Here is a 24,349-nt window from a genome sequence, read left to right on the forward strand (position 1 = left end):
TCGGTGTTTAAGACAATATGCGGATTTATTTTTCCAATATGGGCCCATATTGGAGCGCAATTATAACCGCATGGTATTTACCTATGCAATGGATTAAGTATTTATTGTTTAAGAATGATATCTGGCTGGATAGGTAGTTCTGGACAGGCATGCCTTCGGCATCGATACGGTGGACGAGGAACAGGGGTCCGAACAGGGAGGGGCAGTTTTGTGGGATCTTTTTAAGAAAAGGGATATTTCGAAGTGGGTCAGGGAAGGGGACGTCTTCGCCGAGCAGGGTAAATACCGTGACGCTCTCCAGTCCTACGACCGGGCGCTGGAGGTGGATCCGAACGAGCCGGAGACGCTCTTCAAGAAAGGGCTGGTCTACAAGGAGCAGGGGAAGTATATCGAGGCCATTGAGTTCTTCGACAGGGCGCTCGTAAGGGATCCGAAGAACGCCCAGATATGGTACCAGAAAGGGGTGGCGCTCGGGAACATGGAGAGGATCGAGGATGCCCTGAAGTGCTTCGACCGCATCCTGGAGATCGATCCCAAGTATGCCGTGATCGCCTGGTACCACAAAGGGCTGACTCTTGGCAAACTGGGTCGTTACGAGGAGGCGATCCAGTCCTACGACGTTGTGCTCGAGATGGACCCCAAGTACGCCATCGCCTGGTACAGCCGTGGGATCATCCTGGAGTACATGGGTCGGTACGAGGAGGCGCTCGAGTGTTTCAACAAAGCCCTGGAGATGTACAAGAAGAGTGCCGATCTCTGGTATCACAAGGGTATGACGCTCGTGAAGCTCGACCGGCAGGGAGATGCCCTCCATGCATTCGACACGGCGCTCAAGCTCGATCCCCTCCATGTGAAGGCATACCTGGGCAAGGGATCCATTCTCGAGGAGAAGGGGCAGTACGACGAATCCATCGCCCTCTACGATCGTGTCCTCCGCATGGATCAGCGTAATGCTAAGGCCTGGTACCAGAAGGGAACCAGCCTCCAGAAGCTCGGACGGCCCGGCGAGGCGATCGAATGCTTCAACAAGGCGCTGGAGATCGTGCCCGGCAACGTCATCGTCCTCCTGAGCAAGGGGGTCGTACTGGCATCGCTAGGACAGTACCGGGCTGCCCTGATCTGCTTTGACGAGGCGCTCGCCATCCAGGACATTCCTGAAGTGCGCAATATCCGCGATGCGGTGGCAGAAGAGCTCACCGCGCAGGATACTCAGGCCGCATGACCCCTATTAACGGGTCTGCGGCGCCGCCAGGTGTCCTGGTCCCCCGTGAGTTTGATCGAGGGGCAATCTGCTGATGTATTAATCGGCCCGAATATTTCCCCCCGTCTTTCAATCGGTAGTGAGGAACGGGCATACCGGTATGGGTTTCATTCCCCCACACCGATGCCTGCCGACTATATTCCTTTTCCTGTTCGGCCGGATTCCCATGCGGCGGCATTCTCTTGACGCAGTCGTGATTTGAGTCCCCCCTGCAGAAAGGGCTCCCTCCGATGTACTCTCGTTCCGCTGTGAAAGAGATCCTCTGTAAAGATACAGAATCTCTGCGTACTCGCGAGAATATATTCGATACTGACCAGAACCGGATGCGCTTCCCGGGTTTCTCTACCTGTGCCCATTCCTATCGCTATTATGTGGGCTCTGTTGCGGGCGAGGAGCGCACCCCTCCCTCCTTCCCCGCCAGTACGATATCCTGCGGAAAGGAAGTATGGATGGCCCATATTCGACATCTTCAGCATCCTCCTGCCCCAGGATAGATTTATCCCCCAGAGGCCAGTGCGGACTGAGCCGGTTAAGCCCCCCAGATAGGCTAGCGGTACATACGGAGTGCATATCGATGGTCTCTCCGGGTATCCTGCTCCGCCAATCCAGGCTTTTCTACAGTCAGGACGGCGGCGATTCCACCCGCACCTTGCTCCGAATCTCCGACAGGATGGAGAGAAAGCCTCCCCCTGACCTGATCCTCCCCTCGGTCAATAGGCCACAGAATAGATGACAGAGTACCGAAAAACCGGGGATAGTCGCCGAGAGGAGCCCGACCCGTTGTTGCCCAAGCATGAAATGCAGCGCGCATCGCCGCCGGGCATACCGTCTGGTCGTACGCAGGCGCCGAACCGAGCGCATCGGTGCACTACCGTTAAGAACTCGAGACCACCATGTACTATGGTAATTCATGAAGGCAGTCCTGGGTCTTGAAGACGGTACCTACTGTGTCGGGAACGGGTTCGGCGTCGAGGGATGCGCTTCAGGGGAGCTGGTTTTTACAACGCAGATGAGCGGTTACATGGAGGCATTGACGGATCCCAGCTATTGCGGCCAGATCCTGATGTTCACCTACCCCCTGATCGGCAACTACGGTGTGGATTTTGAGAACTTCCAGAGCCGGAGAGTGCATGCGATGGGGTGCGTCGTCCGCGACCTCTGCTCCGCACCCGTGCGTCTGCCGTCGATTCCCGCCTATTTCCTCGAGAACGACCTGCTCGGCATCAGCGGTGTCGATACCCGCATGCTCACCATCCGCCTGCGGGAACACGGTACCATGCGGGCGACGCTTCTCGTGGGCGACGACGACGGGGCGGAGGCGGTGGAGCGGGCCCGCCGTGCGCCGCAGATCTCCGACTGCGAGGTGATACCTCAGGTCACCTGCTCCGCCCCCTATCATCTCCCCGGGCCCGGAAAGAGGATTGCCGTCTTGGACCTCGGGATCAAGCGGAACATGATCTTCAGCCTCCAGCAGCGGGGGGCCGACCTCCATATCTTTCCGGCGGACGCGGTATACGGCGAGGTGGCCGCCTGCGAACCGCAGGCTCTCTTCATCAGCAACGGACCGGGGGACCCGCGGCGCGCTGTTCGGGCGATCGAGTGCGTCCGGCAGGCGATCGGGGAACTGCCGATCTTCGGGATCTGCATGGGCATCCAGGTGACGGGGCTGGCCCTGGGCGCCGAGACCTACAAGCTGAAGTTCGGGCACCGCGGCGCCAACCAGCCGGTGCGCCACAACCTCGACGGGCGGATCTTCATCACCACCCAGAACCACGGATTCTGCGTTGATCCGGATACGCTCCCCGAAGGCTGCGTCATCTCCCATACCAACGTCAACGACGGCACGATGGAAGGTTTTTCGCTACCGGACCTGGACATCTCCTGCGTCCAGTTCCACCCCGAAGCCCATGGCGGACCTCGGGATACGGAAACTCACTACTTCGAGGATATGTTCCGGAGGATCCCCTGATGCCCCGCAAACCGCACATCAAAAAAGTGCTCCTGATCGGCTCGGGGCCGATCCAGATCGGCCAGGCGGCCGAGTTCGACTTCTCCGGTTCGCAGGCCTGTCGCGCCCTGCGGGAGGAGGGGGTAAAAGTTGTCCTGGTGAACTCCAATCCCGCGACGATCCAGACCGATCCGGAGATGGCGGACGTGATCTATCTCGAACCGATCCGCCCCGAGATCGTGGCGAAGATCATCGAGAAAGAACGCCCCGACGGCATCCTCTCTGGTATGGGGGGGCAGACGGGATTGAACATGACCGCGGAACTGGCGGAGCGTGGGGCGCTCCAGGGCATGGAGATCCTGGGCACCCCGCTCGAGGCGATCTACCGCGGCGAGGATCGCCAGCAGTTCAAGGATCTGATGGAGAGCATCGGCGAACCGGTCCCGAAGAGTATGATCCTCCGCTCCCTGGACCAGCTCGACGAGGCACTCGCGAAAGTCGGGCTGCCCGCGATCATCCGCCCGGCATATACTCTCGGCGGCAGTGGCGGGGGGATTGCCAATACCGTGGACGAGCTCAGACGGATCGTGGAACTCGGCCTCTCCCGCTCACGGATTCACCAGGTTCTCATCGAGGAGAGCGTGATCGGCTGGAAGGAGATCGAGTTCGAGGTGATGCGGGACGCCGCCGACACCTGCATCACGGTCTGCGGGATGGAGAACGTCGACGCGATGGGGATCCACACCGGAGAGAGCGTCGTCGTCGCCCCCATCCAGACTCTGCGGGACGACGAGTTTCAGACCCTCCGCAGCGCTGCCATCAAGATCATCCGAGCACTCGGTGTGCAGGGCGGCTGCAACATCCAGTTCGCCTACCGGGACGGGGACTACCGCGTGATCGAGGTGAATCCGCGTGTATCCCGGTCATCCGCCCTCGCATCCAAGGCTACCGGTTACCCGATCGCCCGCGTCGCCGCCAAGATCGCGATCGGGCTTCATCTGGACGAGATCACGAATACCGTCACCGGTTGCACGCCGGCATCGTTCGAGCCAGCCATCGATTACGTTGTGGTGAAGGTCCCCCGCTGGCCCTTCGACAAGTTCCGCAAGGCCGATCGGACGCTCACCACCGCGATGAAGAGCACGGGGGAGGTGATGGCGATCGGAAGGACTCTCGAGGAGGCCTTCAAAAAGGCGCTGCGGTCCCTCGACACGGACGTGACACGCCACACCAGCCCGGCCGAGATCCGCATGATCCTATCCCAGCCCACCGACGAGCGGTTCGCCACCCTTTTTGACGCCATCCGCGAGGGCTTCTCGATCGAGGAGATCGCCAGCCTCACCCACATCGACCCTTTCTTCCTCCAGAAGATCAAAAACATCGTCGATATGGAGAATCGTCTCCGCGAATCGCGGGATCCCGGGCTGATCCGAACCGCGAAGGAGTACGGATTCTCCAATGCGGAGATCGTGCAACTCTCGGGAGTCTCCTGGGAGGAGGTGGAGCGGATCAGCGGACTTCCCACCTTCAAGATGGTGGATACCTGTGCGGCGGAGTTCCCGGCGAGGACGCCGTACTTCTACTCCACCTGGGACGCCGCCTGCGAGATCGAGCCGAGCGACCGCCAGAAGGTGCTGATCCTGGGTTCCGGACCCATCCGCATCGGCCAGGGGATCGAGTTCGACTACTGCACGGTTCACGCGGTCCAGGCACTCCGGGAGGAAGGCGTCGAGGTGCACATCGTCAACAACAACCCCGAGACCGTCTCCACCGACTTCGATACGTCCGACCGCCTCTTCTTCGAGCCCATGCAGCTCGAAGACGTGGTGAACATCCTCAAGAAGGACTACTACTCCGGCGTGATGGTGCAGTTCGGGGGGCAGAACTCGATCAATCTGGCCGTGCCCCTGGAGAGGGAGATCGCCCGCCTCGGTCTTGCCACCCGCATCCTGGGCACCAGCCCCGACGCGATGGACGTAGCCGAGGACCGGGATCGGTTCAGCGTCTTCTTGGCGAGCCTCGGCATACCGAGCCCGCCCAACAGTTCCGCTTACTCCGAGGCCCAGGCTAGGGAGATCGCCGAACGGATCGGGTATCCCGTGCTGGTGCGGCCGAGCTACGTGCTCGGCGGACGCGCAATGGAGATCGTGCACGATGCCGTGGAGCTCGAGTCCTATATCAAAGAGGCGGTGCGGGTGAGCCGCAGGCATCCGGTGCTCATCGATCGCTTCCTGAGCGACGCCGTCGAGATCGACGTGGACGCCGTCTGTGACGGCAGGGAGGTGCTGATCGGAGGGATCATGGAGCACATTGAGGAGGCGGGCGTCCACTCCGGCGACTCCGCGTGCGTGATACCGCCGCAGTCCCTCACGTCCTCCCAGGTGGAGCGGCTGCGGGACTACACGCAGAAGATCGCCCTCGGGCTCGGGGTGGTCGGCCTGATCAATATCCAGTACGCCATCAAAGATGACACCGTATACGTGCTGGAGGCGAACCCGCGGGCCAGCCGCACGGTGCCCTTCGTCTCCAAGGCGACCGGAATCCCTCTGGCTAAGGTCGCCGCCAAGGTGATGCTGGGCAGGCGGATCGCGGATCTCGGATACCACGAGCAGCCCATCCGCCACGTAGCGGTGAAGGAGGTGGTTCTCCCCTTCAACAAGCTGCCCGGCGTGGACACTGTTCTCGGCCCCGAGATGAAGAGCACGGGCGAGGTGATGGGTATCGACTACGGATTCGGCAGAGCCTTCTACAAGGCCTGCATCAGCGCCGACAATGCGCTCCCGGTCGAGGGGAATGTATTCCTCTCGATCGCCGGCGACCAGAAGGACGAGGTGGCGCCCATCGCGCGGAAGCTGCGAGAGCTGGGACTCTCGCTCTACGGAACCAGCGGAACGATCGAGTTCCTGAACTCGATCGGGATCGAGGCCCATATGGTTCGGAAGGTGCAGGAAGGCTCCCCCAACGTGATCGACATGGTGCGGAGAGGGGAGATCCAGCTGATCATCAACACACCGGCCGACAAGCAGTCCCGCCAGGATCACTACCAGATCATGCGGACGGCGGTCGACTTCTCCATCCCGTACATCACCACGGTCCAGGCGGCGCGGGCGGCGGCGATGGCAATAGATGCCATCAAGAAGGAGAAGATCACGATCGAGCCGCTCAACCACTATCTCGGGCTGTCCTAGGCCCCCTGCAGCCTCTTTTAAAAAGGTGAGATACCGGTTCTCTAGTAGTAGTGGATGTCCAGCACTTTGGAGTTGTCGATCATCCAGAGGGCTCCCCGGGCGTCGTGGCGGTTATCGAGCACGAAGGCCTGGACGCTCCGAATCGCATCGAGCGATTCTGTGTAGTACTTCAGCTTCGCCTTCATCTGTTCCCGCTTCACGATATCCTTCAGCGCCTCGTCGTCGTCGCTGTAGGATTCCGTCCGAAGTTTCTTCGTCAGGTTCTTGATGTCGCCGTCGATCCTCTGGATCTCGCCGCTCATGAATGCGACCGTCGCATTCAGCTTCTCCAGGCAGTGCACCAGCCGCACCGCCTCGTTCACCCGCGTATACCGGAGCGTTCCGTTGCCCACGGGGCGGACCAGAGGCTGAAGGGCGCGGGTCTCGTTGGGGCACTCCCCCAGGAAGGCCGGGTGCTCCGGTTCGATGAAGAGGTATTTCCTCGCCCGGTGTTCATAGTACGGGAAGGAGGCTTCGGAGGTCGCGTAAATCCGGATTCCCACCCCGGAGCGGTCGATCTCCGGGAAGTAGAGCATCGCCACGTCGTAGCCCTCAGACGCCAGCAACCCCAGGAGGAGCAGGGTCTTCTCATGGCGGGTCCCTCTTGCGTCGCCGATCACCTCGATGGGATACCGCGGGGCCCGCGCCTCGCCGGCATCGGGCGGTATCTGCTGCACGAACTGCATCGCGAGCTCCACGTACTCGTCCTGGTTGAGGTTTCCTCTTCTGCTGATCTGCTGCAGGCTGTCGGAGATGGCAGCGTAGAGTTCATCCTGCGTGGGATCCTCGATCATCGCGACGTAATAGTCGCAGAGGGCTTCCGGGTCACCTGCATCCGTGAGGTTCTGGATGCCGCCCCTATGGGCGGCGCGGGCGCCCTCGTATACGGACATGTTCACGGGAATCGAGATCACATAGCCGTCTTTCCGGAAGAGGACGCTCAGACTGCGGTAATCGTACGTGGTATTGGCTGAAGGCGCGATCCGGGGCGCGGTGTACCCGGTATCAGACTGCCCATCCGACGGTGTGACTTCCCCCATCTCCGCACTGCCCGGCGTGGGAGCAACGGATTGCGCGGACTCTTCTGGCACGCCGCCCAGGTCGCTCCGGGCGGCGATGCAGCCGCACAGGAGCAATGCGGCTACGATGAACGCGATGGCCAGGGCGTATTCCAAACTACCGGTGCGTTTCATGAGCCTCACGTCACCTTGCCTGAATGATCCGCAATAAATGTTTTGGTGATGCGAAATGTCTGCCCGCCGGGACGCGGTCGCATCGATGAAGAATCTTTAATAATGGCCCGGATTCTTGCTAGAAATTAGATAGCGAGAGCATCGTGCGTAAAACCATCATCCCGCGGAGATTTTAAGGGCAGATCCCGGTGTGCGGTCCCGATCGTCCGTTACCTTTATATCGGATTCTGCAGTATTATCCGATTCTGTTGCGCTGAGCGCGGGGTGCTGGAGTGAGGGGGTGCAGCATGCGTATCCGTCGGGCCTGCCCGCCCGCATGACCATCCTTTAAATCTCAAAAGACTCAGGTATTAGGGTAAGAATGATCTGACGTCCCTGTGCGCTGGAGAGTTCTGGATAACGGCAGTCGATGCAGGCTGCTCTCCCAAGACGGAGGACATGGAATGGGAAATGGTACTGTGGTGCTTGCATACTCCGGAGGTCTGGATACCTCGATATGCATTCCGCTCCTCAAGGAGCACTATTCGTACGAACGCGTTGTCACGGCGGTTGTGGATGTGGGTCAGCCAAAGAGCGATATCGACCTGGCAGAGAAGAAGGGAAGGGCACTCGCCGACGATCATTACACGATCGATGCCCGAGAAGATTTCGTCAACGGGCACGTCTTCCCCTCCATTCGGGCGAACGGCTGCTACGAGGGCTATCCTCTGGGCACCGCTCTGGCACGCCCTCTTATCGCCGGCAAGATCGTCGATCTGGCCAGGGATGTCGGAGCCGATGCCATCGCCCATGGCTGCACCGGCAAAGGAAACGACCAGCTCCGCTTCGACTTCATCATCCGGAGCGCCGGGTTCCGCCTGATCGCCCCTGTCCGCGAACTCAATCTCACCCGTGACTGGGAGATCGAATACGCACGGAAGCACAATATCCCGTGCCAGGCGGTGAAAGAGAACCCCTACAGCATCGACGAGAACTGCTGGAACCGCTCCATCGAGGGGGGGAGGCTGGAGGATCCCGCCTTCCATCCTCCCGAGGAGATCTACCGCTGGACCGCGTCCGTCGCCAATTCGCCCGACACTCCCGAGGTGGTCAGTATCGGCTTTTCGGATGGTGTGCCCGTCTCGCTCAATGGCGAGCGGTTGAAGGGCATCGACCTGGTGCAGCGGATGAACGCGATCGCCGGAAGGCACGGTGTGGGGCGGAACGACATGATCGAGGACCGAATCCTGGGGCTGAAGGCCCGCGAGGTGTACGAGCACCCTGCGGCAACCGCCCTGATCACCGCTCACCGCGATCTCGAAGGGCTCGTGCTCACCCGCCAGGAGCTCGCCTTCAAGGCGATCGTGGACGAGCGCTGGTCGGAGCTCGCCTACATGGGTCTCGTCCACGAACCGCTGTTCGATGCCCTCAACGCCTTCATCGACAAGACGCAGGAGCGGGTGACCGGCATCGTGGATCTGCAGCTCTTCAAGGGGCAAGCCCGCCCGATAGGCCGCTCGTCTCCATTCGCCCTCTACGCCGGCGACCTGGTCTCGTTCGACAGCACTGCCCTCGATCAGTGCACAGCCGAGGGGTTCTCGCGCTACTTCGGGCTCCAGGCTCAGCTGCTCCAGCAGGTGCGGCGGAGAGCGCGCAAAGAATAGAATGGGATGAATCATCCCCGGCTTTTTCCAGCTTCTTACCAAGGGCTGCATGGGTTTCAGGATCAGCCGTTCGATTCCGCCTTTCCTCCATCGACCGCATCCTGGCGGTGCCGGTTCGGGCGGAGGAACGCGGCCGCCGATAAATTCGGCGGTATCAACCGAGCCCGCCCCCGATGGAGCAGAGGCTCGCACGTATGCGCCGGTAAAGGCTGACCAGCGCCCTCCCGGTCCCCGGGGAAGATGAACAGGTTCTAGGTCTGCCGGTGGCCCAGCACGGATACTCGGGGCATCGGATCAATCCCGCAGGATACGCTCGAGATATTGTTCCCGCATCAGAAATAACGGCTCCGTGCAAACGGCAAACGGAGACGAGGATACGGAACAGTCCACATACGGACTCTCCATTCGAGGATATCGAACTAGAGGACATAGGGCTCACGAACAGTATTGCCCTCGATCCTCCCCCCGGGTTATCGTGCTGGCGGGATGGGGCATTGGTCCGCTGGTTCCCGCTTCGACGCCATCGCAGGGACGGGCGAGGAGCCCTCACCAGTGCGATATACCTGAATCGGGCAACCGTGGCGCGAATCGACGCTCTATGCACATCAGCCCGGCTTGAACTTCTCCTTCTCAGGGTGTTGCAGGAGGGGGATTCATCCTTTTCGGTGCGACATGGCTTGTAGGAGGCAGAATCGGGGGATTTCTGAAGGAGAGCGGGCAGACGTAGGCGCAACCCAGCGGAAGAATGCACGAGTATTCAAAACCGGGAGGCAGTCGCGAGAGCGATGGGCGGTCTCGCCTCCGATGGTATTCGCCAGGCTGCAGGGGCTTCTGCAGCCCGGAAACCGCTCGGTCCCTTTCTAATCCCGGGAGCCGGGAGAATCCGCCCTCCCCTGCCGCGGGAGTGCCGCCGTCCCGAAGAAGATGGCGGTGTTCCGCTCTCTACGCGGAGTCTAGAGCACCTTCTTTCCCGCGTTCTTGCCCGGCGTGCACTCGAACACCTCTTTCACCGAGAGCACGAGGAGGGACTTGGCCGGGTACGCCTCGTTCTTCGCCTTCATGGTCGCCTTCATCTTCTCATAGCGGGCACCGCTCGTCTCCACGCGAACGTCGCCTTTCACCTGGAAGCAGCGCTTGCTGTCGGGGTCCCAGAAGAAGATCGCCATCTTCGGGTTCTCTTTCACGTTGGCAAGCGTCTTGACCATGTAGTTGTCCCCCACCCAGATCGTCTCGTCGTCGGCGATCTGCACGAAGGCGATCGGCGCCACGTTCGGCACCCCCTCTCTGGATGCTGTGGCGACGGGGAAGATCTTGTTCTTCGCAAACACGGCTTTTATCTCATCAGTCAGTGTTACCATTCTCTTCACCTCATCCGTGCGTTCTGCTGACCCTATCCGGTCAAATTCCGGCGAAGTGTCAATGGTTAATAATCGTTCACTCTATTTATGGGTATTGGCCGAAACCATTTTCTTCCGCGGTGCCGATATATTCCCGGAAGAGCAGGGGAGGAGCGCGGTGCTCGCCGCTGCGGTTAATTAGAAAGGTATAAAGGAGTACAGGAAAGACCAATCACTATGTGTGCGCGATTTTTTGGGCGTTTTTTCAAACCCAGGCCCCATATCGTCAAGAGCCCGCCTCCCCCCTCCATCGCCCACGGGGCGGGCATGAATATCCCCGAGTACCGGGTAAAGCCCTATTTTATCTGCGCTTCCGTGGAGATGGGTAACACCACCACCAAGTGCATCCTGACCGGCACGAACCTGGAGACCGGCCAGAGCTACGTCATCAACAAGACCGTGGGGATGAGCCGGGACATCCGCAAGCCGAAACCGGGCGAGGAGATCTTTGGAGAGACGCTGGACGGCACACAGATTACGCGGGAGTCAGTGACCGAGCTCATTCGGGACACACTGGTGAAGTGCCACCGGGACGCGAATCTCTCGATCCAGGACGACCTGGACTTCGTGGTGCGGAGCACCGGGGTGGTGGCGGAGATGGAGACGCCTGACCAGGTGGGCGAGTTCGTGATCGCGCTCGCGAACGGCTGCCTGCTGGCCGGGGTCCCGCCCCGCAAGATGACGCCGCCGATGTCCAAGGACAATCTGCCGAAGAGGCTGCAGCCCTACAGCTACGCCGACAAGGTGGTCTTCGTCGGCGCCGTGGCCGGAGTAATCCCGCCGCTCGGGAGCACGGGCGTGGAGATGGTGGCGAACGAGATGGAGGGGGAGCTTGCGATGGCCGGAATCAAGGAGGGGGCGAAGTGGACCCCCGTGGACTTCCGGAACCCCTGCGTGACCATCGATTTCGGGACTACACTCGACGGGCGCATCACCAGCGACGTCCCCCCGGATGCGGAGAATCCATTTGCCAAGACGATCGGTAACTTCTGCGGTCTGGCAGGGGCGATCCCCGACGCCATCGTGCGAGGGACCGGTCTCGTGGAGAAGCAGAAGGGCACTGCCCTGGATCTCCTGGGGGAGAGGAGTGTGGAAGGCGGTCTGGCGCGGCGAAAGAGCGCGCTGGTGGAGGAGTACGTGGAGCGCTGCCATGCGCATATCGACATCCGTACGGTGCCCCCGGACCGGAGGAAGTTCGGGCGGGTGCCCGTCTATGCCGACGTGGCAGAGAAGAGTGGCGTCACTCTGATCGGCTGCGACTGTGGTGTCAACGGGAGTGATATCGGGAAGCTGGAGGAGATTGGAGCCGATATCCAGGAGAATCACGACATCGGGCTGCTCACCGCCGTCGTGGATTCCGTCTGCGCGAGAATGGCCCTCAGGCTGGTGGATGTGGCCGTTCATCAGGGGCTCGTCCCGCCGAACGCCTCGATCGGTTTCACGGGGAGGGCCGCCATCTCCGGACGGAAACCGGAGTACATCCTGGAGGGTATCGCGGAGCGGAATCTCTTCGAGAACCCCGGCGATCACCTTGTCTTCGTGGACGATGGGCTGGCGCGGGGCGCCGCTGTCATGGGGCGGTGCATGCTATCCCTGGGCAAGCCGAAGAATCCTCTGGGCGGGGTGCGGGGCGGACGATGCATCATGGCACGAAGGATAAATGTAGGCAAATGAGGTATATTCATGGAAGAAACGGAACTGTTCGATGTGCTCATCCCGCCGGGCGTCCCCCGGACGATCATTCGGGATGTGATCGAGAAGTACGACGTGGAGCTGGTGGAGCGCTCCAGGCCGATCCGGATCGGGATCATGCAGGGCGAAGAACGGAACCTGCTCGCCTTCCGCGGACGGCGGGAGGTGGTGGAGGAGGTCGAGCGTTATATGCTGGAACGCCTCCGCACGTTCATCGAGGGGGAGGAGAGTCCCCGGTAGGCAGCGGCGTGCCCAGGATGAGACTGACGAGGAGCGCCTTCTGTGCATGCAGCCGGTTCTCCGCCTGCTGCCAGACGACGCTTCGATCCCCCTCGATCACCGCATCCGTGATCTCCTCCCCGCGGTGTGCGGGAAGGCAGTGCAGCACGACAACATCCGCCCGCGCAAGCCCGATCAGCGCCTCGTCCACCGTGTAGCCCCGGAATGCCGCCATCCGCGTCTGCCGCTCCGCCTCTTCTCCCATCGAGACCCAGACGTCCGTGTAGATCGCATCCGCCCCGGCAACGGCGGTTTCGGGCGACTCGACCACCGTCACTCTCCCTCCGCGATCCCGCGCCTGCCGCACGACCGCCTCCTGCGGCTGATAACCTGCCGGGCTGGCGACTGCCACCTCCATCCCCGTGAGGGCGGAGGCCAGGATGAGTGAGTGGCAGACATTGTTCCCATCCCCCACCCAGGCGATCCGCCGCCCCTCCACCGATCCGAAGCACTCCTCGAGGGTCATGATGTCCGCCAGAATCTGGCAGGGGTGCTCCCGGTCCGAGAGACCGTTGATCACGGGGACGCTCGACCATCTCGCGTACTCCTCCAAGGTGCTGTGCAGGTAGGTGCGGATCATCACCGCCGATACATAGCGCGAGAAGACCCGCGCCGTATCCCGGATCTCCTCACCCCGCCCGAGCTGAAGGTCGCGGGGGTTCAGGAAGAGGGCGTGTCCGCCCAGCTCGTGCATCCCCACCTCGAACGAGAGCCTGGTTCTGGTCGAGGCCTTCTCGAAGAGCATCGCGAGCGTGTGCCCCCTGAGGATCCCGTTCCGCCTGCCGGCGCACCGGTCCCGTTTCATGCGGTGCGCCGCATCCAGCAGATCCCGCAGTTCGACGGCGGTCAGATCCAGGATGGAGAGAAAATCGCGCTTCATCGCAACTCCTGCATGTGGCTGCAACGCTTTGCCAGAAGGGCTGCCGTTCCGATATCCTTGCGGTGGTAGACCCGCCCCCGCACCGATGAAGCGGCGGTTTCTGCAATGCTCTCGGCCTCTTCAAGGGAGTCTCCGATGCCCACGAAGGCCAGGGTGCGCGATGTCTGGGTATAGATCCGACCATCCTTCTCCTCCGCACTGGCGTAGTACAGACGGGCGGGCCCGTAATCGCCAAGCACGAGGGGCTCATTCGCCCGAGGGGCCTCAGGGTAGCCCTCCGGCACGATATACTTGCAGACCGTCGCTTTCTTCGCGAAATCGACATCGTTGGACGAGAGCGTGCCGGCGAGCATGTGGCAGAGGATCTCGACGAAGCTGGAGCAGAGGATGGAGAGCACGTTCATCGCCTCCGGGTCCCCGAACCGGGCGTTGAACTCGATCACCTTCGGACCTTCCCGGGTGCACATGAACTGTCCGTAGAGGATGCCCCGGAAGGGGTAGCCTTCCGCCGCAAGCGCCTGCACCGCATCGTTCATGATGCAAATGGCCCGATCCCGATCCGCCTCCGACACGAACGGGAGACAGTGGTCCGGCAGGGAGTAGGATCCCATTCCGCCGGTATTGGGGCCGCGGTCTCCCTCGTACGCCCGCTTATGGTCCTGGACGAGCGGCATCGGGACGAGGTGGATTCCGTCCACGAACGCCTGCAGGGTGAACTCCTCCCCCTGCAGACGCTCCTCCAGCACCACGTCCCCCCCGAGCTGCCGGACGTAGGCGATGGCACCCTCGGCATCGAAATGCTCGCCCATGATCCGCACGCCCTTGCCGCCGGTGAGCCCGATGGGTTTGACCGCCAAAGGGCCTTCATGTTCCCGGATAAAGGCCGCCGCCCCCTCGGCGTCGTGGAAGATCCGGTACTGCGGACACCCGTCGATGCCGTGGCGGGTCATCATGGCCCGACAGAATGCCTTGTCCGTCTCGAGTCGCGCCGCCAGGCTCGACGGGCCCACGCAGGGAATCCCCGCTTCCTCGAGCACGTCCACGATCCCCGCCTCAAGCGGGGCCTCCGGGCCGATGATGGCGGCATCGGCCCCGGCATTCCGTGCGAATTCGGCCACTCTGCGTGTGTTCGTCTCCTTTTCGATGAGCACACGCTCTGCCAGCCGTGCAATCCCGGGATTCCTTCTGGCCATCGCGGATAGGATGGATACTTCAGGGTTGCGGGATAGCGCCTCCGCTATCGCGTGCTCTCTGCCTCCGCCACCCACAACCAGGATCTTCATGGAACTGGATCACCGCACCCCTTACATGTTCGTTTTCGGACTGGAGTCGATATGTCAGGGCCGCTCTGGCGTCTGATCGCGGGTGCGATCCGCTCTGTTCCATCGCCGGATTGGTGAGGCAGCCTGCGGCAGCACATATACAGAGTGTTTGCTATGAGGAGAGTAAAAAGTTCTTCGATTGAGGAATGCATGGGCGCCAGCGCCCGCAGATGCCAGGATGGACTGCATGACGGCGCCCCGTCTCCCCGGTGCGCCCCTCGCGGGATCGGTGCAGTGTCCGCGCATACCCCGATGCGGGCGGCGCAGAATCCGGTGGACGCAATCGCGGCGGAGATGGAGGGCGCACCACCCAATCTTAGCGGCAGCCACATGGGACGATCCGTCTCGGCACGATACTGCTTGCGTCCTCCCATGGGAGGCCTGTGATGGATCAGAACGGTCTGAAATCCCCGAATAGCCCTGCCGCACCCTCTGGAGGAGGGATCTCTTTCCTGATTGTCTTCCGCTCCTGCATGCGATGCCCATGCGGGGATGCTGGAAACGGACCCCCGGTCCACGTACAACAATTCCCCCCACCTCCCTCCAACCCAGGCTTATCGCAACGACTGGGGGCAGGGGTTATGGCGGGGAGAGGGGGAGGACGCACCCCCTCTTGACCCACTCCCCCTGCCGGTGCGATAGTCCCCGAACGACCAGAACGATCAGCCAGAACCGTTTCTGAACTGACAGCATCTCGGACGGCACGGTGTTGGGCCGCAGAGGATGAGCAGGGGTGGGGCTTCGCTTCCCGATGCGAGCTCGTTCACCCGGGAACGTTCGGGATCCACAGGACTGACAGGAGAATCCGGTCCGAGTACCCAGGCCTCTCCCATTCTCGGCCCGGTGCTGATGGAGGCCTCCCGCGCATCCTCCCATGATGAGTGCGGCAACTCCTCCCGTGCACGCAGGAGACGGATCGCAGGATCCGCCATGACGCAGGATCGGGATGTGTCCGCAATGAGGAAGGAGTTCCTCTTCCCTACCCCCGCGTCACGCTGTCCAGCGCTATCCCGGGAAGCCCATCCGAAGCCAGATCCTCGCCGTGCTCTGCCCCCTCCCAGCATTTCGATGCCGCGGGAGCGAGCAAACCACGCCCGTGCTCCGCGTCGGATGCGCATCCGAACTCATGGCTACTCGTGCGGGCTCCATCCTGCCGTCCGGATCGTCACCGTAGCAGTTCGCTCGCCCGTACGAGGGGATGGAGCCTGATACCCTCCTTCTCCAGCATCGCCGCCGCTCCCTGCTCGCGGTCGACCACGCTGACAACCTGCTCAACACGGGCTCCGCTCTCGCGGAGCGCACGCACGCCATAGAGGACGGAGCCGCCCGATGTGGTCACATCCTCCACGAGAAGGACGCGCTTGCCCGCCACCTCCCCGATCACCAGGTCCGCTCTCCCGTGGGTTTTCGGCTCGCGTCGGACGATCGCATAGGGTCTGCCGCTCGACAGGGCGGTGGCGACGGCAATCGGAATGCCCCCGACGGCCACACCCGCCACCACGTCGAAGGTGCAGGCCTCTGCGATTCGGTCGCCGATGCGGCGGAGGAGAACAGGATCCAGCAGTGCGCTCTTGATGTCGATGTAGTAGCTGCTCTTCTTCCCGGAGGCGAGGGTGAAGTCGCCGAAGCGCACCGCACCCCTCTCCTTGAGCATTTTCACGATCTCCATCACCATGGAACCTCCTTGACGCGTATGCGGTAGCCGATGATATTCACGATCCTATGCAGGAGCGGCGTCAGGACGAGGATGACGAGCGCCACGGCAGGTGTCACGTACTCCATCACCCACTGCGGCTCGAAGAGGAGGAGAAGGACGAATGCGCCGAATACCAGATCGTACTGGTCAAAGACGGGCCACTTCTCTCCGCGCTTTTTGCCGAGCCTTCTCTTGAAGAAGCTCTTGCCCAGATCCCCCAGGAGCGCTCCGACCGCCATCAGGGTTACGGTGGGCGGCGTATGGAGCGGGAGGAGCGCAAATCCCGGCAGGGCCGAGAGAGCTACTTGCACCAGTCCGACCAGGATACCGGCGAGCACGCCCGCAACAAAACCGCGGTATGTCTTGCCATCCCCGAAGAGCCTCCTGCCATCCGGGAGAACAGCGCCGAAGTCGATCGGGGTTCCCCCTCCCGTGGCTGCCGCAACCGGGTTCGGAACGTAGGCGGGGATCATGAGCCAGAAGGCCGATAGGACCGGAATCGCCACGCCGTTCCACAGTGCCTCCGCATCCACCGCTCTCTACCCCGAACAGCCCGACGACAGAGAAACCGTCCCGCACATCCCACGCGCATCCAGCATAGAAAGTCCCATGAAAGGTTGTCCTGACGCTGTAAATGCTTTTCTGCCTCGCCGGGAGCGATCCCGTGGCTCCGCAGACGGGTTCTGCGGAGACGGAAGAGCGCGTGAAATCCCGCATGCACGTCTGGCCGGATGCCACCGCCAGCGCAGTCCCATGGACAAAGATTTAAGATTCGAGAACAAATTTAAAATAGATGCGGTTCCAACCACGGCGGATAGTGGAGAGGGCAGAGCGATGGGGGCGTCCCTTCACGGGGAGCCGGCACGTCGGAAGCGGGTGAAAATCGAGGATTGCTTTACCCCCGCTGCAAAAGTCGAGCAGGAAAATATACACTTATTGCGGATTCAAGATAATTATCGAGATATACGCACCGGTGAAGACTCATGCTGCTGAAGAAGACGAAGACGCTCTGTCCGATCTGCAATTCTGTCCTGGACGCCTCTGTCGAGGAGGAGGGGGGGCGGGTATGGCTGATCCGCACCTGCCCGGACCATGGCCCGTTCCGGAACCTTTACTGGGCGGATGCGGAGATGTACAAACGTTTCGACCGGTATGAGTCCCTGGGAACCGGCATCCAGAATCCTCGCCCGGCTCTGCCTGGCTCCGCCTGCCCATCGAACTGCGGTCTCTGCAGCAGCCACCGCTCCAGCACGCTGCTCGCGAATATCGACGTGACCAACCGCTGCAACCTCTCCTGTGATTTCTGTTTCGCGAATGCCCGTGCATGCGGATACGTCTACGAGCCGACGTTTGCGCAGATCGTCGATATGATGCAGCTCCTCCGCTCGGAGAAGCCGGTGCCCCCGCCAGCGGTCCAGCTCTCGGGAGGGGAGCCCACAATGCGGGAGGATCTGCTCGATATCATAAAAAAAGCGAAAGAGGTGGGATTCTCCCAGGTGCAGCTGGCGACGAACGGCATCCGCCTCGCCAACGAACCGGATTTTGTCGGGGCGCTCAAAGAATCCGGACTCTCGACGGTGTACCTTCACTTCGACGGGATCACGAAAGAGACGGACCCCCACTACCGGAAGCACATGCAGGCGGTGGAGAACTGCTCCCGGGAGCACATGGGGGTGGTGCTGGTGCCCACCGTGATCAATGGTAAAAACGACCACGAGGTGGGAGGAATCATCCGGTATGCGGCCGAGCATATCGATGTTGTGCGGGGGGTCAACTTCCAGCCGGTCGCCTTCACCGGTGCGGCGAGCGAGGACGATGTCGCCACGGAAAGGATCACCATTCCGGATCTTCTCCGGAGGATCGAGGCGCAGACGGACGGGGCCATCCGAAAGGACGACTTCTACCCCGTCCCCTGCGTGGTCCCGATCTCCGATCTCGTGGAGGCGTACAGCGGCCGCCCCCAGATTCGGTTTACGGCCCACCAGCACTGCGGTGCGGCCACCTATGTCTTTGTCACCGGGAACGGTCTTGTACCGATCAACCGCAGCGTGGATGTGGACCGCTTCTTTGCCGCGATCTCCGATATGGCTGATAACCTGAAGAAGGGCGGGGCGATCAACAAGTATCTCACCCTTCTTGAGGGTGTGAAGGCGATGCATGCTTCGGTCAAACGAGGCGATCAGATGGACGGCGGCACTCTCTGGAAGCTGATCACGAAAGCGCTCGTCCTGCACAACTTCGAGGCCCTGCGGGACTTCCACTGGAATGCGCTCTTCATCGGCACCATGCACTTCATGGACCGCTACAACTACGATCTGGACAGGGTACAGCGGTGCTGCATCCACTATGCAACCCCGGACGGCCGCATCATCCCATTCTGCAGTTACAACAGCGGCAAGGTCTACCGAGAGGAGGTCTGGAAGAAGTTCTCCGCTCCGCTCACCGAGAGAGAGGGATCAGGGAAACGGTAACTCCGTCCCCCTCCGTCCCGCGCTCTGGAGGGCGAGCCGGGCGATGGCCAGGTCCTGAATGGCGAGGCCCGTGGAGTCGAAAATGGTGATCTCGCTCCCGCTCTCCCTTCCTTTCTTGCCGATCACCACCTCGCCGAGCGTGCCGGCGATCTCCTCGGGGCGGAAGAATCCTTCCCTGATCGGCACGTTCACCTCGCCGGAGTGGACTGCCTGCTCCCGGTCGTCGACAAAGACCCGCGCCCTCTTGAGCAGCCGGGGATCGAGTTCCTGCTTTCCCGGTGCATCCGCGCCGATGGCGTTGACGTGCGTCCCCTCGCGCACCCAGGCGTCCATCACAAGCGGTTTTCGGGAGGGGGTGGCGGTGACCAGCACGTCCGCATCGCAGGCTCTCTCGATCGGGACACATCGGGCATTCAGAGTGCGGAAGAGAGCCGCAAGCCGCTCCGCCCGGCTCGGGGTCGGACCCCAGATACGCACCTCCTCAATCTCCCGCTCGAACGCGATGGCACGGATCTGCGCTTCCGCCTGCTGGCCGCAGCCGATGATGCCGAGCGCGATGCGCTTTCTGGGTGCCAGGTGCCGGCAGGCGATGGCGCCGGCCGCCCCGGTGCGGAGATCGGTGAGACGTGTCGCGTTCAGGATCGCCTCCGGGGCGCCCGTGCGGACATCCAGGAGAATGGTCAGCGCCATCACGGTCGGAATCCCCATCGCGCGGTTATCAGGGTGGACGGATACGATCTTGACGCCGGCGGCCTCGAGATCAGGCACATAACCCGGCATGGTGCGGAAATCCCCGAAGGGAAGGTTGACATACACCTTCGGGGGCATCTGGACTTCTCCCCGCGCATGGGCAGCGAATACGGCCTCGATGGCGTTGTTGATCGCCATGCCATCCAGACCTTCCTCCGGATCGGCGAGATAACGCATACCAACGTATTTCGGCACTCTGCGGTAAAAGAATTGTTGAAGTGCGCTGGAGCGGCGGGTATTTCAAGATCCGGATATGGTTCACTGACGATCAGGCATCTCCGAGCACGGCGCCGTACGCCCGCTTCTCGATCGCATCCTGGCAGGCGAGGGCATCACGGAGGTGCCCGGGATCCCCCCCAGGCGAACCGCCCCTGCAGGGACAATCGCCGGATCCGGCGGTCCGCGATCTCCGTGCTGCCCTCGAAGAGAGAGGCGTGGAAATCCCGATCTTTGTCCCGGCAGAATCGAACTCCAGGATCGGCGCCGGATCCCCGTGCAGGCGATCCCCGGCGAGCTGGGTGTGGTACCCCGGGGAGCGGTTCCCTCGATGGATCATCATCTCCTTCACATCGAGATTCCTGAAGCGCCGAAGCTCCGGGATATGGATGAGAGGATAGAGATTGCTCGCAGCGGCAGTCTCTGCCATGGCTGTATCGCGGGCGCCGCAGATCGCGTTGTGCAGTACGAAGGAGCGCACAGGAGGGAGGTCGCGGAGCGCCACACTCTCGTGCATATCCCGGCTGCTCTCCTTCAGGAGGTATATGCGGGCATTCCGCAACGACTCCAGCAGCCGCGCGATGCCGGGGGAGCGGGTCTTCGTGTCCCTGAGCGTATCCAGGTAGATCTGCTCCATGCCTCTCTGCATGGTGCGGACATCGAAGGAGAGGGCCCCGATCTCCCCTTGCGCAGAAGCGGCCCCTTCCATCAGCAGCAGGACGCGGTTCTCCCCGATCCGACGTCCATGAGCAATCCCAGCTGCCGGGCGGGAGAGACGATGATGAGCCGGGCGCAGTCATAGGGGGTGAGGGTCCGAAAGGATAACCCCCTTCCGGTGCGTCGGGAAGATGGCGGAGAAGTACCTCTCCCCCCAGCAGCTCCTCGGCATGCCTCAAGAGATCGCAGAGAGCCGGAGATACGGGGATCGTGGATTTCAGGGAGAAGCCGTCTCGGGATCGAGCCTTTGACCGGTGCATGAAGGGTGGATCCGGGTTCTAGTCAACATTCCGCATCGCTATTCCTGCCGCGGAATGCATGGGTTCTGCGTCCCCTGCGGGATGGCGGAACGGGCGGCAGAATCGGTTTTCCCGTAGCGGGGGAGCGGGGGGAGCGCACCCCTCCAATCCTCCTGACCTCCTACCCCGCCGGTGCGGTAGGATGCGGATAATTGAGGAGAGGGCAGGCACTGCCGTGAGACAATTTCCGTAGGCCATCGTGCCGATCTGGCCACCAACCTTCATCTCCGGCAACTTCAGAATGCGATTCGATTTCTTTCTGCCGCTCTCCTGTCTGTGATTGAACCTCCAGATCCTTTCTCCATCTTATTCAAGATCAGGATGTAAAGGATTTCAGCCTCCACAGTCTCGACCCCCTCTGCCAACACCTGTCCATTACGATATGGCTGCCGAATACAGGCTGTTTTTTCGTTCCTCTTCTTCGCGTGGTTCCCGGATCCCTGATGGATTTTCTTTTTGCTCCTCCACTCTCCGCCGGGATATGTCTCGTCCACCTCAACAATGCTGGAGAATGCAGCAGGAGCATCCTTGACACGGACTCCTCAAATCCATGCGAGTGCCATCAGTACCCTTTTGCATTCTGCCCGGTTCTACCGGAGATTCTCTGACCGCTCTTTTCGATGAGAAACCCGGTGATTATGTCTTTCCACTGCTCTCTCGGCAGGTAAAGAGGCAATTTGTGGGCTCTGGAGAAACGCTCCCCGGCGTATTTTCCACCTGTCCCGCGGGTGGACCCATCGATGATCCGCGTTCACCCCTCCCCCCGGGGAAGGGAATCGTGCGACAGGCCTATATCGGACCGGGAATGCCGGGCAGGATGCTCTCTGTCGCACGAAGGGGTTGAGGAGAGATGCCCTTCCCCGGAGAACACCCGAGAGCCGTACACAGACTCCTGATGAGGATTTCGACAGAGCCACTTTGTGAGGTCTGAATTCGTACCGGCATCGGGCGCATCTACGTTTCCCATCAGCCGGTCTGCACAACCTCTCGCAGTGGCACCCGGGCATTCGTGCCATTCTCCCCACGCAGGATTTCAAGGTGGTGGCTGAAATGGAACGATATGCCTATTGCACGGTCGATAATCGGAAGCCTCATCAGGATCGGTGATGAACAGGCAGATCGCTGGAGTTGAACCGCCATCGTCGAAGAGAAAAAGACGAAATGGAGGCAGCACCGTGCGTTTCTGGACCGGGCAGACGAGCATGAGCTGCAGGCGTATCTGCTGGCGCACCAGGAGCGATGCGAGGATGCGATTCGCCTTAACAGTCGGGCACTGGATCTGGATCCCGGAAACGCGGATCTCTGGGCGTTTCTCGGAATCGCCCTGGAGGGAGTGTTGCACCGCCGGAAGAGTCGCTGCAGTGCCGGGATCGGGCGTTCGCCCTCGATCCCGCACTCGCGACAGCCTTCCGCACCGTAGAACCGCATGAGGCGCCGCAGGACAGGCCCGAAGTTACCCTGCCCTGTGCTGGACGATGGGCTGCCGTGCCAGTCTTCGTGACCTCCTGAAACCATCCCCCGACGGGGAGCGAGAAGGCGTTCGAGGGTCGTGCTTACTGGAGGCACTCGATCTCTTTCAGGGTCTTCTCCGCAAGTTCCCGCATGCGTGCAGAGATTCTCCCGGACGCGGAGAACTCCACGTCCCGCATGGCGTTGGCAAGCTCCGTCCCCAGCACAAAGATCGCGTACTTGTGCTCCATTTTGCTCCTGTGCACCTGGCCCGGGTCGATCTTCAGGGCGTAGTACTGGGAAAATTTCAGACCGGGATTCACTTTCTCGAAGTAATTCTTGATGTCAACCAGTATCTGATGGAGTACGAGAAGTTCTTCCTTGTGCATGCACGTCACGACCGTTGTTAAAGAGATGGTAGATATGATTATAAATATATTTGGGCGTCCATGAATTACCGGATCTTCAGGAGTTTAATGGATAGAGGCCGTTTCACAATACCGCGAAAATCCGGAGCGGCGAGGAATTCCATTCCCCTGGCGACGAAGAGGTCCAGAAGCTTCTGGTCGACCACGCGGTCGACCACGACGCCGGCGACATCTCCGTTCACCGTCTCCAAGATCTTCTCCACGTCATCGGCCTTCGCCTCGTGCACGATAGAGAAGTCCGGGGAGAGGAATCGTGCGATCATGCGGTTCTTCACCTCCTCCATGTGTCCCCTGAGGCTCTGGGGAGACGGGCGAGCTTTCGGCTCTTCCGGCGGTCCGGTGGTCATCGAGACCTCCTCGGCCTCCGTCTTCGGAGACTCCTGCTCCCCGAACTGATCCCGCACGTACTCCACCGGCACGCGGTTTCGCAGCGCCTTGGCGATCTCTTTGCGGGATATATCCTCCACGCTCTTTCCCCGGGGGCAGAATGCGACGTAGTCGATGTCGGCCACCTGCAGGAGAGCCCGGAGGATGAGCTCGCCTCCGCGGTCGCCGTCGAGGAAGGCGGTAGCGGTCTTGGTCCCGCAGAGGTCGACGACGAGCGGGGGAACCCGGGTGCCCTCGACGGCGACCGCATTCTTGATGCCTGCCCTCAGGAGGTTGATCACATCCGCACGCCCCTCGACGACGATGATCTGGTCGGATTCCATGACCTGAGGACCGGCCGCCACCTTCGCCTCCCCGAGCTCTATGAGCTTCTCGATGCGGATGCCCTCGCGGACCTCGTCGAGAAGGCTTGCGCTGTCGATGCTGCCCTCCTCGAATCCTTCGAAGAGGAGTTCTTTGGCCCGGCTGACGATCTGCCTCCTCTTGGTGGTGCGGATATCCTCGATCCCCTCCACGGTCACGTGGGCGATGCAGGGGCCGACGCGGTCGATCGTCTCCAGGGATGCCGCTAGAAGTGCCGTTTCAGCCCGATCCAGGGAGGACGAGATGAGGATATCGCCCCGGGTCTCCCCTTTTCTGCTCTGGATCTGGACATCGATCCTCCCCACGCGGCCCGTCCGCTGGAGATCCCGAAGATCCAGCTCTTCCCCGAGGAGACCTTCGGTCTGGCCGAATATCGCTCCGATCACGTCGGATTTTTCGACCACCCCCTCGGCATGCAGGTATATGTGAATGAGATATTTGGTTGTATCCGGTGAGTACAATGTAAGCCACCTCCGGCTCTGGGTAATTGTAAACTATGTATGCTGTACTTTCTACGGCGGTACATAGGTACAATATTATATATATAGTCGAATTACTTAAACCTGATTCAGAACGCCTGCATCCATATTTTCCGTTCAGAAGGTCATCCGACCCGGACGGATCGCGGGAGAGATCCCCGTTGCGATTCGCGGCGGCGAGGTTTCCGGGTCAGCGCCCGATTCCCCGATCGGCGCTTTATCCGCGAAAAGTTCCGGCACTGCGCAGAGCGG

At 61.3% G+C, this 24,349-nt stretch carries 18 protein-coding genes; 7 read left to right on the forward strand and 11 right to left on the reverse strand.

Annotated elements, in window-relative coordinates; translation table 11 throughout:
- Positions 1 to 169 precede the first annotated feature (169 nt).
- From QMC96_06690 to carB, 3 genes are all read left to right on the forward strand, one after another.
- Complete coding sequence (locus QMC96_06690; GenBank protein ID MDI6876441.1) at positions 170 to 1,222, forward strand: tetratricopeptide repeat protein; 1,053 nt, start codon at positions 170 to 172, stop codon at positions 1,220 to 1,222.
- Between the two features lie 949 nt (positions 1,223 to 2,171).
- Positions 2,172 to 3,230, forward strand: a complete 1,059-nt coding sequence (gene carA, locus QMC96_06695; protein MDI6876442.1) for a glutamine-hydrolyzing carbamoyl-phosphate synthase small subunit — start codon at positions 2,172 to 2,174, stop codon at positions 3,228 to 3,230.
- Complete coding sequence (gene carB / locus QMC96_06700) at positions 3,230 to 6,397, forward strand: carbamoyl-phosphate synthase large subunit (protein ID MDI6876443.1); 3,168 nt, start codon at positions 3,230 to 3,232, stop codon at positions 6,395 to 6,397. The genes carA and carB overlap by 1 nt, the downstream gene beginning before the upstream one ends.
- 41 nt (positions 6,398 to 6,438) lie before the next feature.
- Here carB and QMC96_06705 read toward each other — a convergent pair whose 3' ends face one another.
- Positions 6,439 to 7,638, reverse strand: a complete 1,200-nt coding sequence (locus tag QMC96_06705; protein ID MDI6876444.1) for a hypothetical protein — start codon at positions 7,636 to 7,638, stop codon at positions 6,439 to 6,441.
- Positions 7,639 to 8,072: 434 nt separating this feature from the next.
- Here QMC96_06705 and QMC96_06710 point away from each other — a divergent pair, with 434 nt between their 5' ends.
- The gene (locus tag QMC96_06710) at positions 8,073 to 9,272 is read left to right on the forward strand and encodes an argininosuccinate synthase (GenBank protein MDI6876445.1); all 1,200 of its coding nucleotides are present in this window, start codon (positions 8,073 to 8,075) and stop codon (positions 9,270 to 9,272) included.
- Positions 9,273 to 10,225: 953 nt separating this feature from the next.
- Here QMC96_06710 and QMC96_06715 read toward each other — a convergent pair.
- Positions 10,226 to 10,630, reverse strand: coding sequence for a pyridoxamine 5'-phosphate oxidase family protein (locus tag QMC96_06715; protein ID MDI6876446.1), 405 nt, complete (start codon positions 10,628 to 10,630; stop codon positions 10,226 to 10,228).
- Between the two features lie 216 nt (positions 10,631 to 10,846).
- On the opposite strand from QMC96_06715, the gene QMC96_06720 reads away from it, so the two are divergent.
- Both QMC96_06720 and QMC96_06725 read left to right on the forward strand, forming a co-directional pair.
- Positions 10,847 to 12,343 carry a methanogenesis marker 14 protein gene (locus QMC96_06720; protein MDI6876447.1) on the forward strand — a complete coding sequence of 499 codons (1,497 nt, stop codon included), beginning with the start codon at positions 10,847 to 10,849 and terminating at the stop codon, positions 12,341 to 12,343.
- Between the two features lie 9 nt (positions 12,344 to 12,352).
- Positions 12,353 to 12,601 carry a hypothetical protein gene (locus QMC96_06725; protein ID MDI6876448.1) on the forward strand — a complete coding sequence of 83 codons (249 nt, stop codon included), beginning with the start codon at positions 12,353 to 12,355 and terminating at the stop codon, positions 12,599 to 12,601.
- On the opposite strand, the gene argF is transcribed toward QMC96_06725, so the two are convergent.
- From argF to QMC96_06745, 4 genes are all read right to left on the reverse strand, one after another.
- Complete coding sequence (gene argF, locus QMC96_06730) at positions 12,573 to 13,520, reverse strand: ornithine carbamoyltransferase (protein MDI6876449.1); 948 nt, start codon at positions 13,518 to 13,520, stop codon at positions 12,573 to 12,575. The genes QMC96_06725 and argF overlap by 29 nt on opposite strands.
- Positions 13,517 to 14,803 (reverse strand): phosphoribosylamine--glycine ligase, encoded by a 1,287-nt coding sequence (gene purD, locus QMC96_06735; GenBank protein MDI6876450.1) that lies wholly within the window; start codon positions 14,801 to 14,803, stop codon positions 13,517 to 13,519. Before purD ends, argF begins: the two co-directional genes overlap by 4 nt.
- A 1,204-nt stretch (positions 14,804 to 16,007) precedes the next feature.
- The gene (gene pyrE, locus QMC96_06740; GenBank protein ID MDI6876451.1) at positions 16,008 to 16,517 is read right to left on the reverse strand and encodes an orotate phosphoribosyltransferase; all 510 of its coding nucleotides are present in this window, start codon (positions 16,515 to 16,517) and stop codon (positions 16,008 to 16,010) included.
- Complete coding sequence (locus tag QMC96_06745) at positions 16,511 to 17,011, reverse strand: CDP-2,3-bis-(O-geranylgeranyl)-sn-glycerol synthase (GenBank protein ID MDI6876452.1); 501 nt, start codon at positions 17,009 to 17,011, stop codon at positions 16,511 to 16,513. The genes pyrE and QMC96_06745 overlap by 7 nt, the downstream gene beginning before the upstream one ends.
- Positions 17,012 to 17,521: 510 nt before the next feature.
- On the opposite strand from QMC96_06745, the gene QMC96_06750 reads away from it, so the two are divergent.
- Positions 17,522 to 19,009: a radical SAM protein gene (locus QMC96_06750; GenBank protein MDI6876453.1), complete on the forward strand. Its 1,488-nt coding sequence runs from the start codon at positions 17,522 to 17,524 to the stop codon at positions 19,007 to 19,009.
- Here QMC96_06750 and QMC96_06755 read toward each other — a convergent pair.
- From QMC96_06755 to dnaG, 5 genes are all read right to left on the reverse strand, one after another.
- Positions 18,995 to 19,936, reverse strand: a complete 942-nt coding sequence (locus tag QMC96_06755; GenBank protein MDI6876454.1) for an ornithine cyclodeaminase family protein — start codon at positions 19,934 to 19,936, stop codon at positions 18,995 to 18,997. The genes QMC96_06750 and QMC96_06755 overlap by 15 nt on opposite strands.
- Positions 19,937 to 20,027: 91 nt before the next feature.
- On the reverse strand, positions 20,028 to 20,684 hold the full coding sequence (locus QMC96_06760; protein ID MDI6876455.1) for a hypothetical protein: 657 nt from the start codon (positions 20,682 to 20,684) through the stop codon (positions 20,028 to 20,030).
- Positions 20,685 to 21,227: 543 nt separating this feature from the next.
- On the reverse strand, positions 21,228 to 21,485 hold the full coding sequence (locus QMC96_06765) for a hypothetical protein (GenBank protein MDI6876456.1): 258 nt from the start codon (positions 21,483 to 21,485) through the stop codon (positions 21,228 to 21,230).
- A 1,059-nt stretch (positions 21,486 to 22,544) separates the two neighbouring features.
- Entirely contained in the window at positions 22,545 to 22,829 is a 285-nt protein-coding gene (locus QMC96_06770) for a UPF0058 family protein (protein MDI6876457.1), read from the reverse strand.
- Positions 22,830 to 22,894: 65 nt separating this feature from the next.
- Positions 22,895 to 24,079: a DNA primase DnaG gene (gene dnaG, locus QMC96_06775; protein MDI6876458.1), complete on the reverse strand. Its 1,185-nt coding sequence runs from the start codon at positions 24,077 to 24,079 to the stop codon at positions 22,895 to 22,897.
- Positions 24,080 to 24,349 lie beyond the last annotated feature (270 nt).

It is taken from the genome of Methanomicrobiales archaeon (genome assembly GCA_030019205.1).
Lineage (GTDB): Archaea > Halobacteriota > Methanomicrobia > Methanomicrobiales > JACTUA01 > JASEFH01.

Coding starts and splice junctions, on each gene's coding strand:
- carA (MDI6876442.1), top strand. CDS start 2,172: ATGAAGGCAGTCCTGGGTCTTGAAGACGGTACCTACTGTGTCGGGAAC.
- carB (MDI6876443.1), top strand. CDS start 3,230: ATGCCCCGCAAACCGCACATCAAAAAAGTGCTCCTGATCGGCTCGGGG.
- QMC96_06710 (MDI6876445.1), top strand. CDS start 8,073: ATGGGAAATGGTACTGTGGTGCTTGCATACTCCGGAGGTCTGGATACC.
- QMC96_06715 (MDI6876446.1), bottom strand. CDS start 10,630: ATGGTAACACTGACTGATGAGATAAAAGCCGTGTTTGCGAAGAACAAG.
- QMC96_06720 (MDI6876447.1), top strand. CDS start 10,847: ATGTGTGCGCGATTTTTTGGGCGTTTTTTCAAACCCAGGCCCCATATC.
- QMC96_06725 (MDI6876448.1), top strand. CDS start 12,353: ATGGAAGAAACGGAACTGTTCGATGTGCTCATCCCGCCGGGCGTCCCC.
- argF (MDI6876449.1), bottom strand. CDS start 13,520: ATGAAGCGCGATTTTCTCTCCATCCTGGATCTGACCGCCGTCGAACTG.
- purD (MDI6876450.1), bottom strand. CDS start 14,803: ATGAAGATCCTGGTTGTGGGTGGCGGAGGCAGAGAGCACGCGATAGCG.
- pyrE (MDI6876451.1), bottom strand. CDS start 16,517: ATGGTGATGGAGATCGTGAAAATGCTCAAGGAGAGGGGTGCGGTGCGC.
- QMC96_06745 (MDI6876452.1), bottom strand. CDS start 17,011: ATGATCCCCGCCTACGTTCCGAACCCGGTTGCGGCAGCCACGGGAGGG.
- QMC96_06750 (MDI6876453.1), top strand. CDS start 17,522: ATGCTGCTGAAGAAGACGAAGACGCTCTGTCCGATCTGCAATTCTGTC.
- QMC96_06755 (MDI6876454.1), bottom strand. CDS start 19,936: ATGCGTTATCTCGCCGATCCGGAGGAAGGTCTGGATGGCATGGCGATC.
- QMC96_06760 (MDI6876455.1), bottom strand. CDS start 20,684: ATGGAAGGGGCCGCTTCTGCGCAAGGGGAGATCGGGGCCCTCTCCTTC.
- QMC96_06770 (MDI6876457.1), bottom strand. CDS start 22,829: ATGCACAAGGAAGAACTTCTCGTACTCCATCAGATACTGGTTGACATC.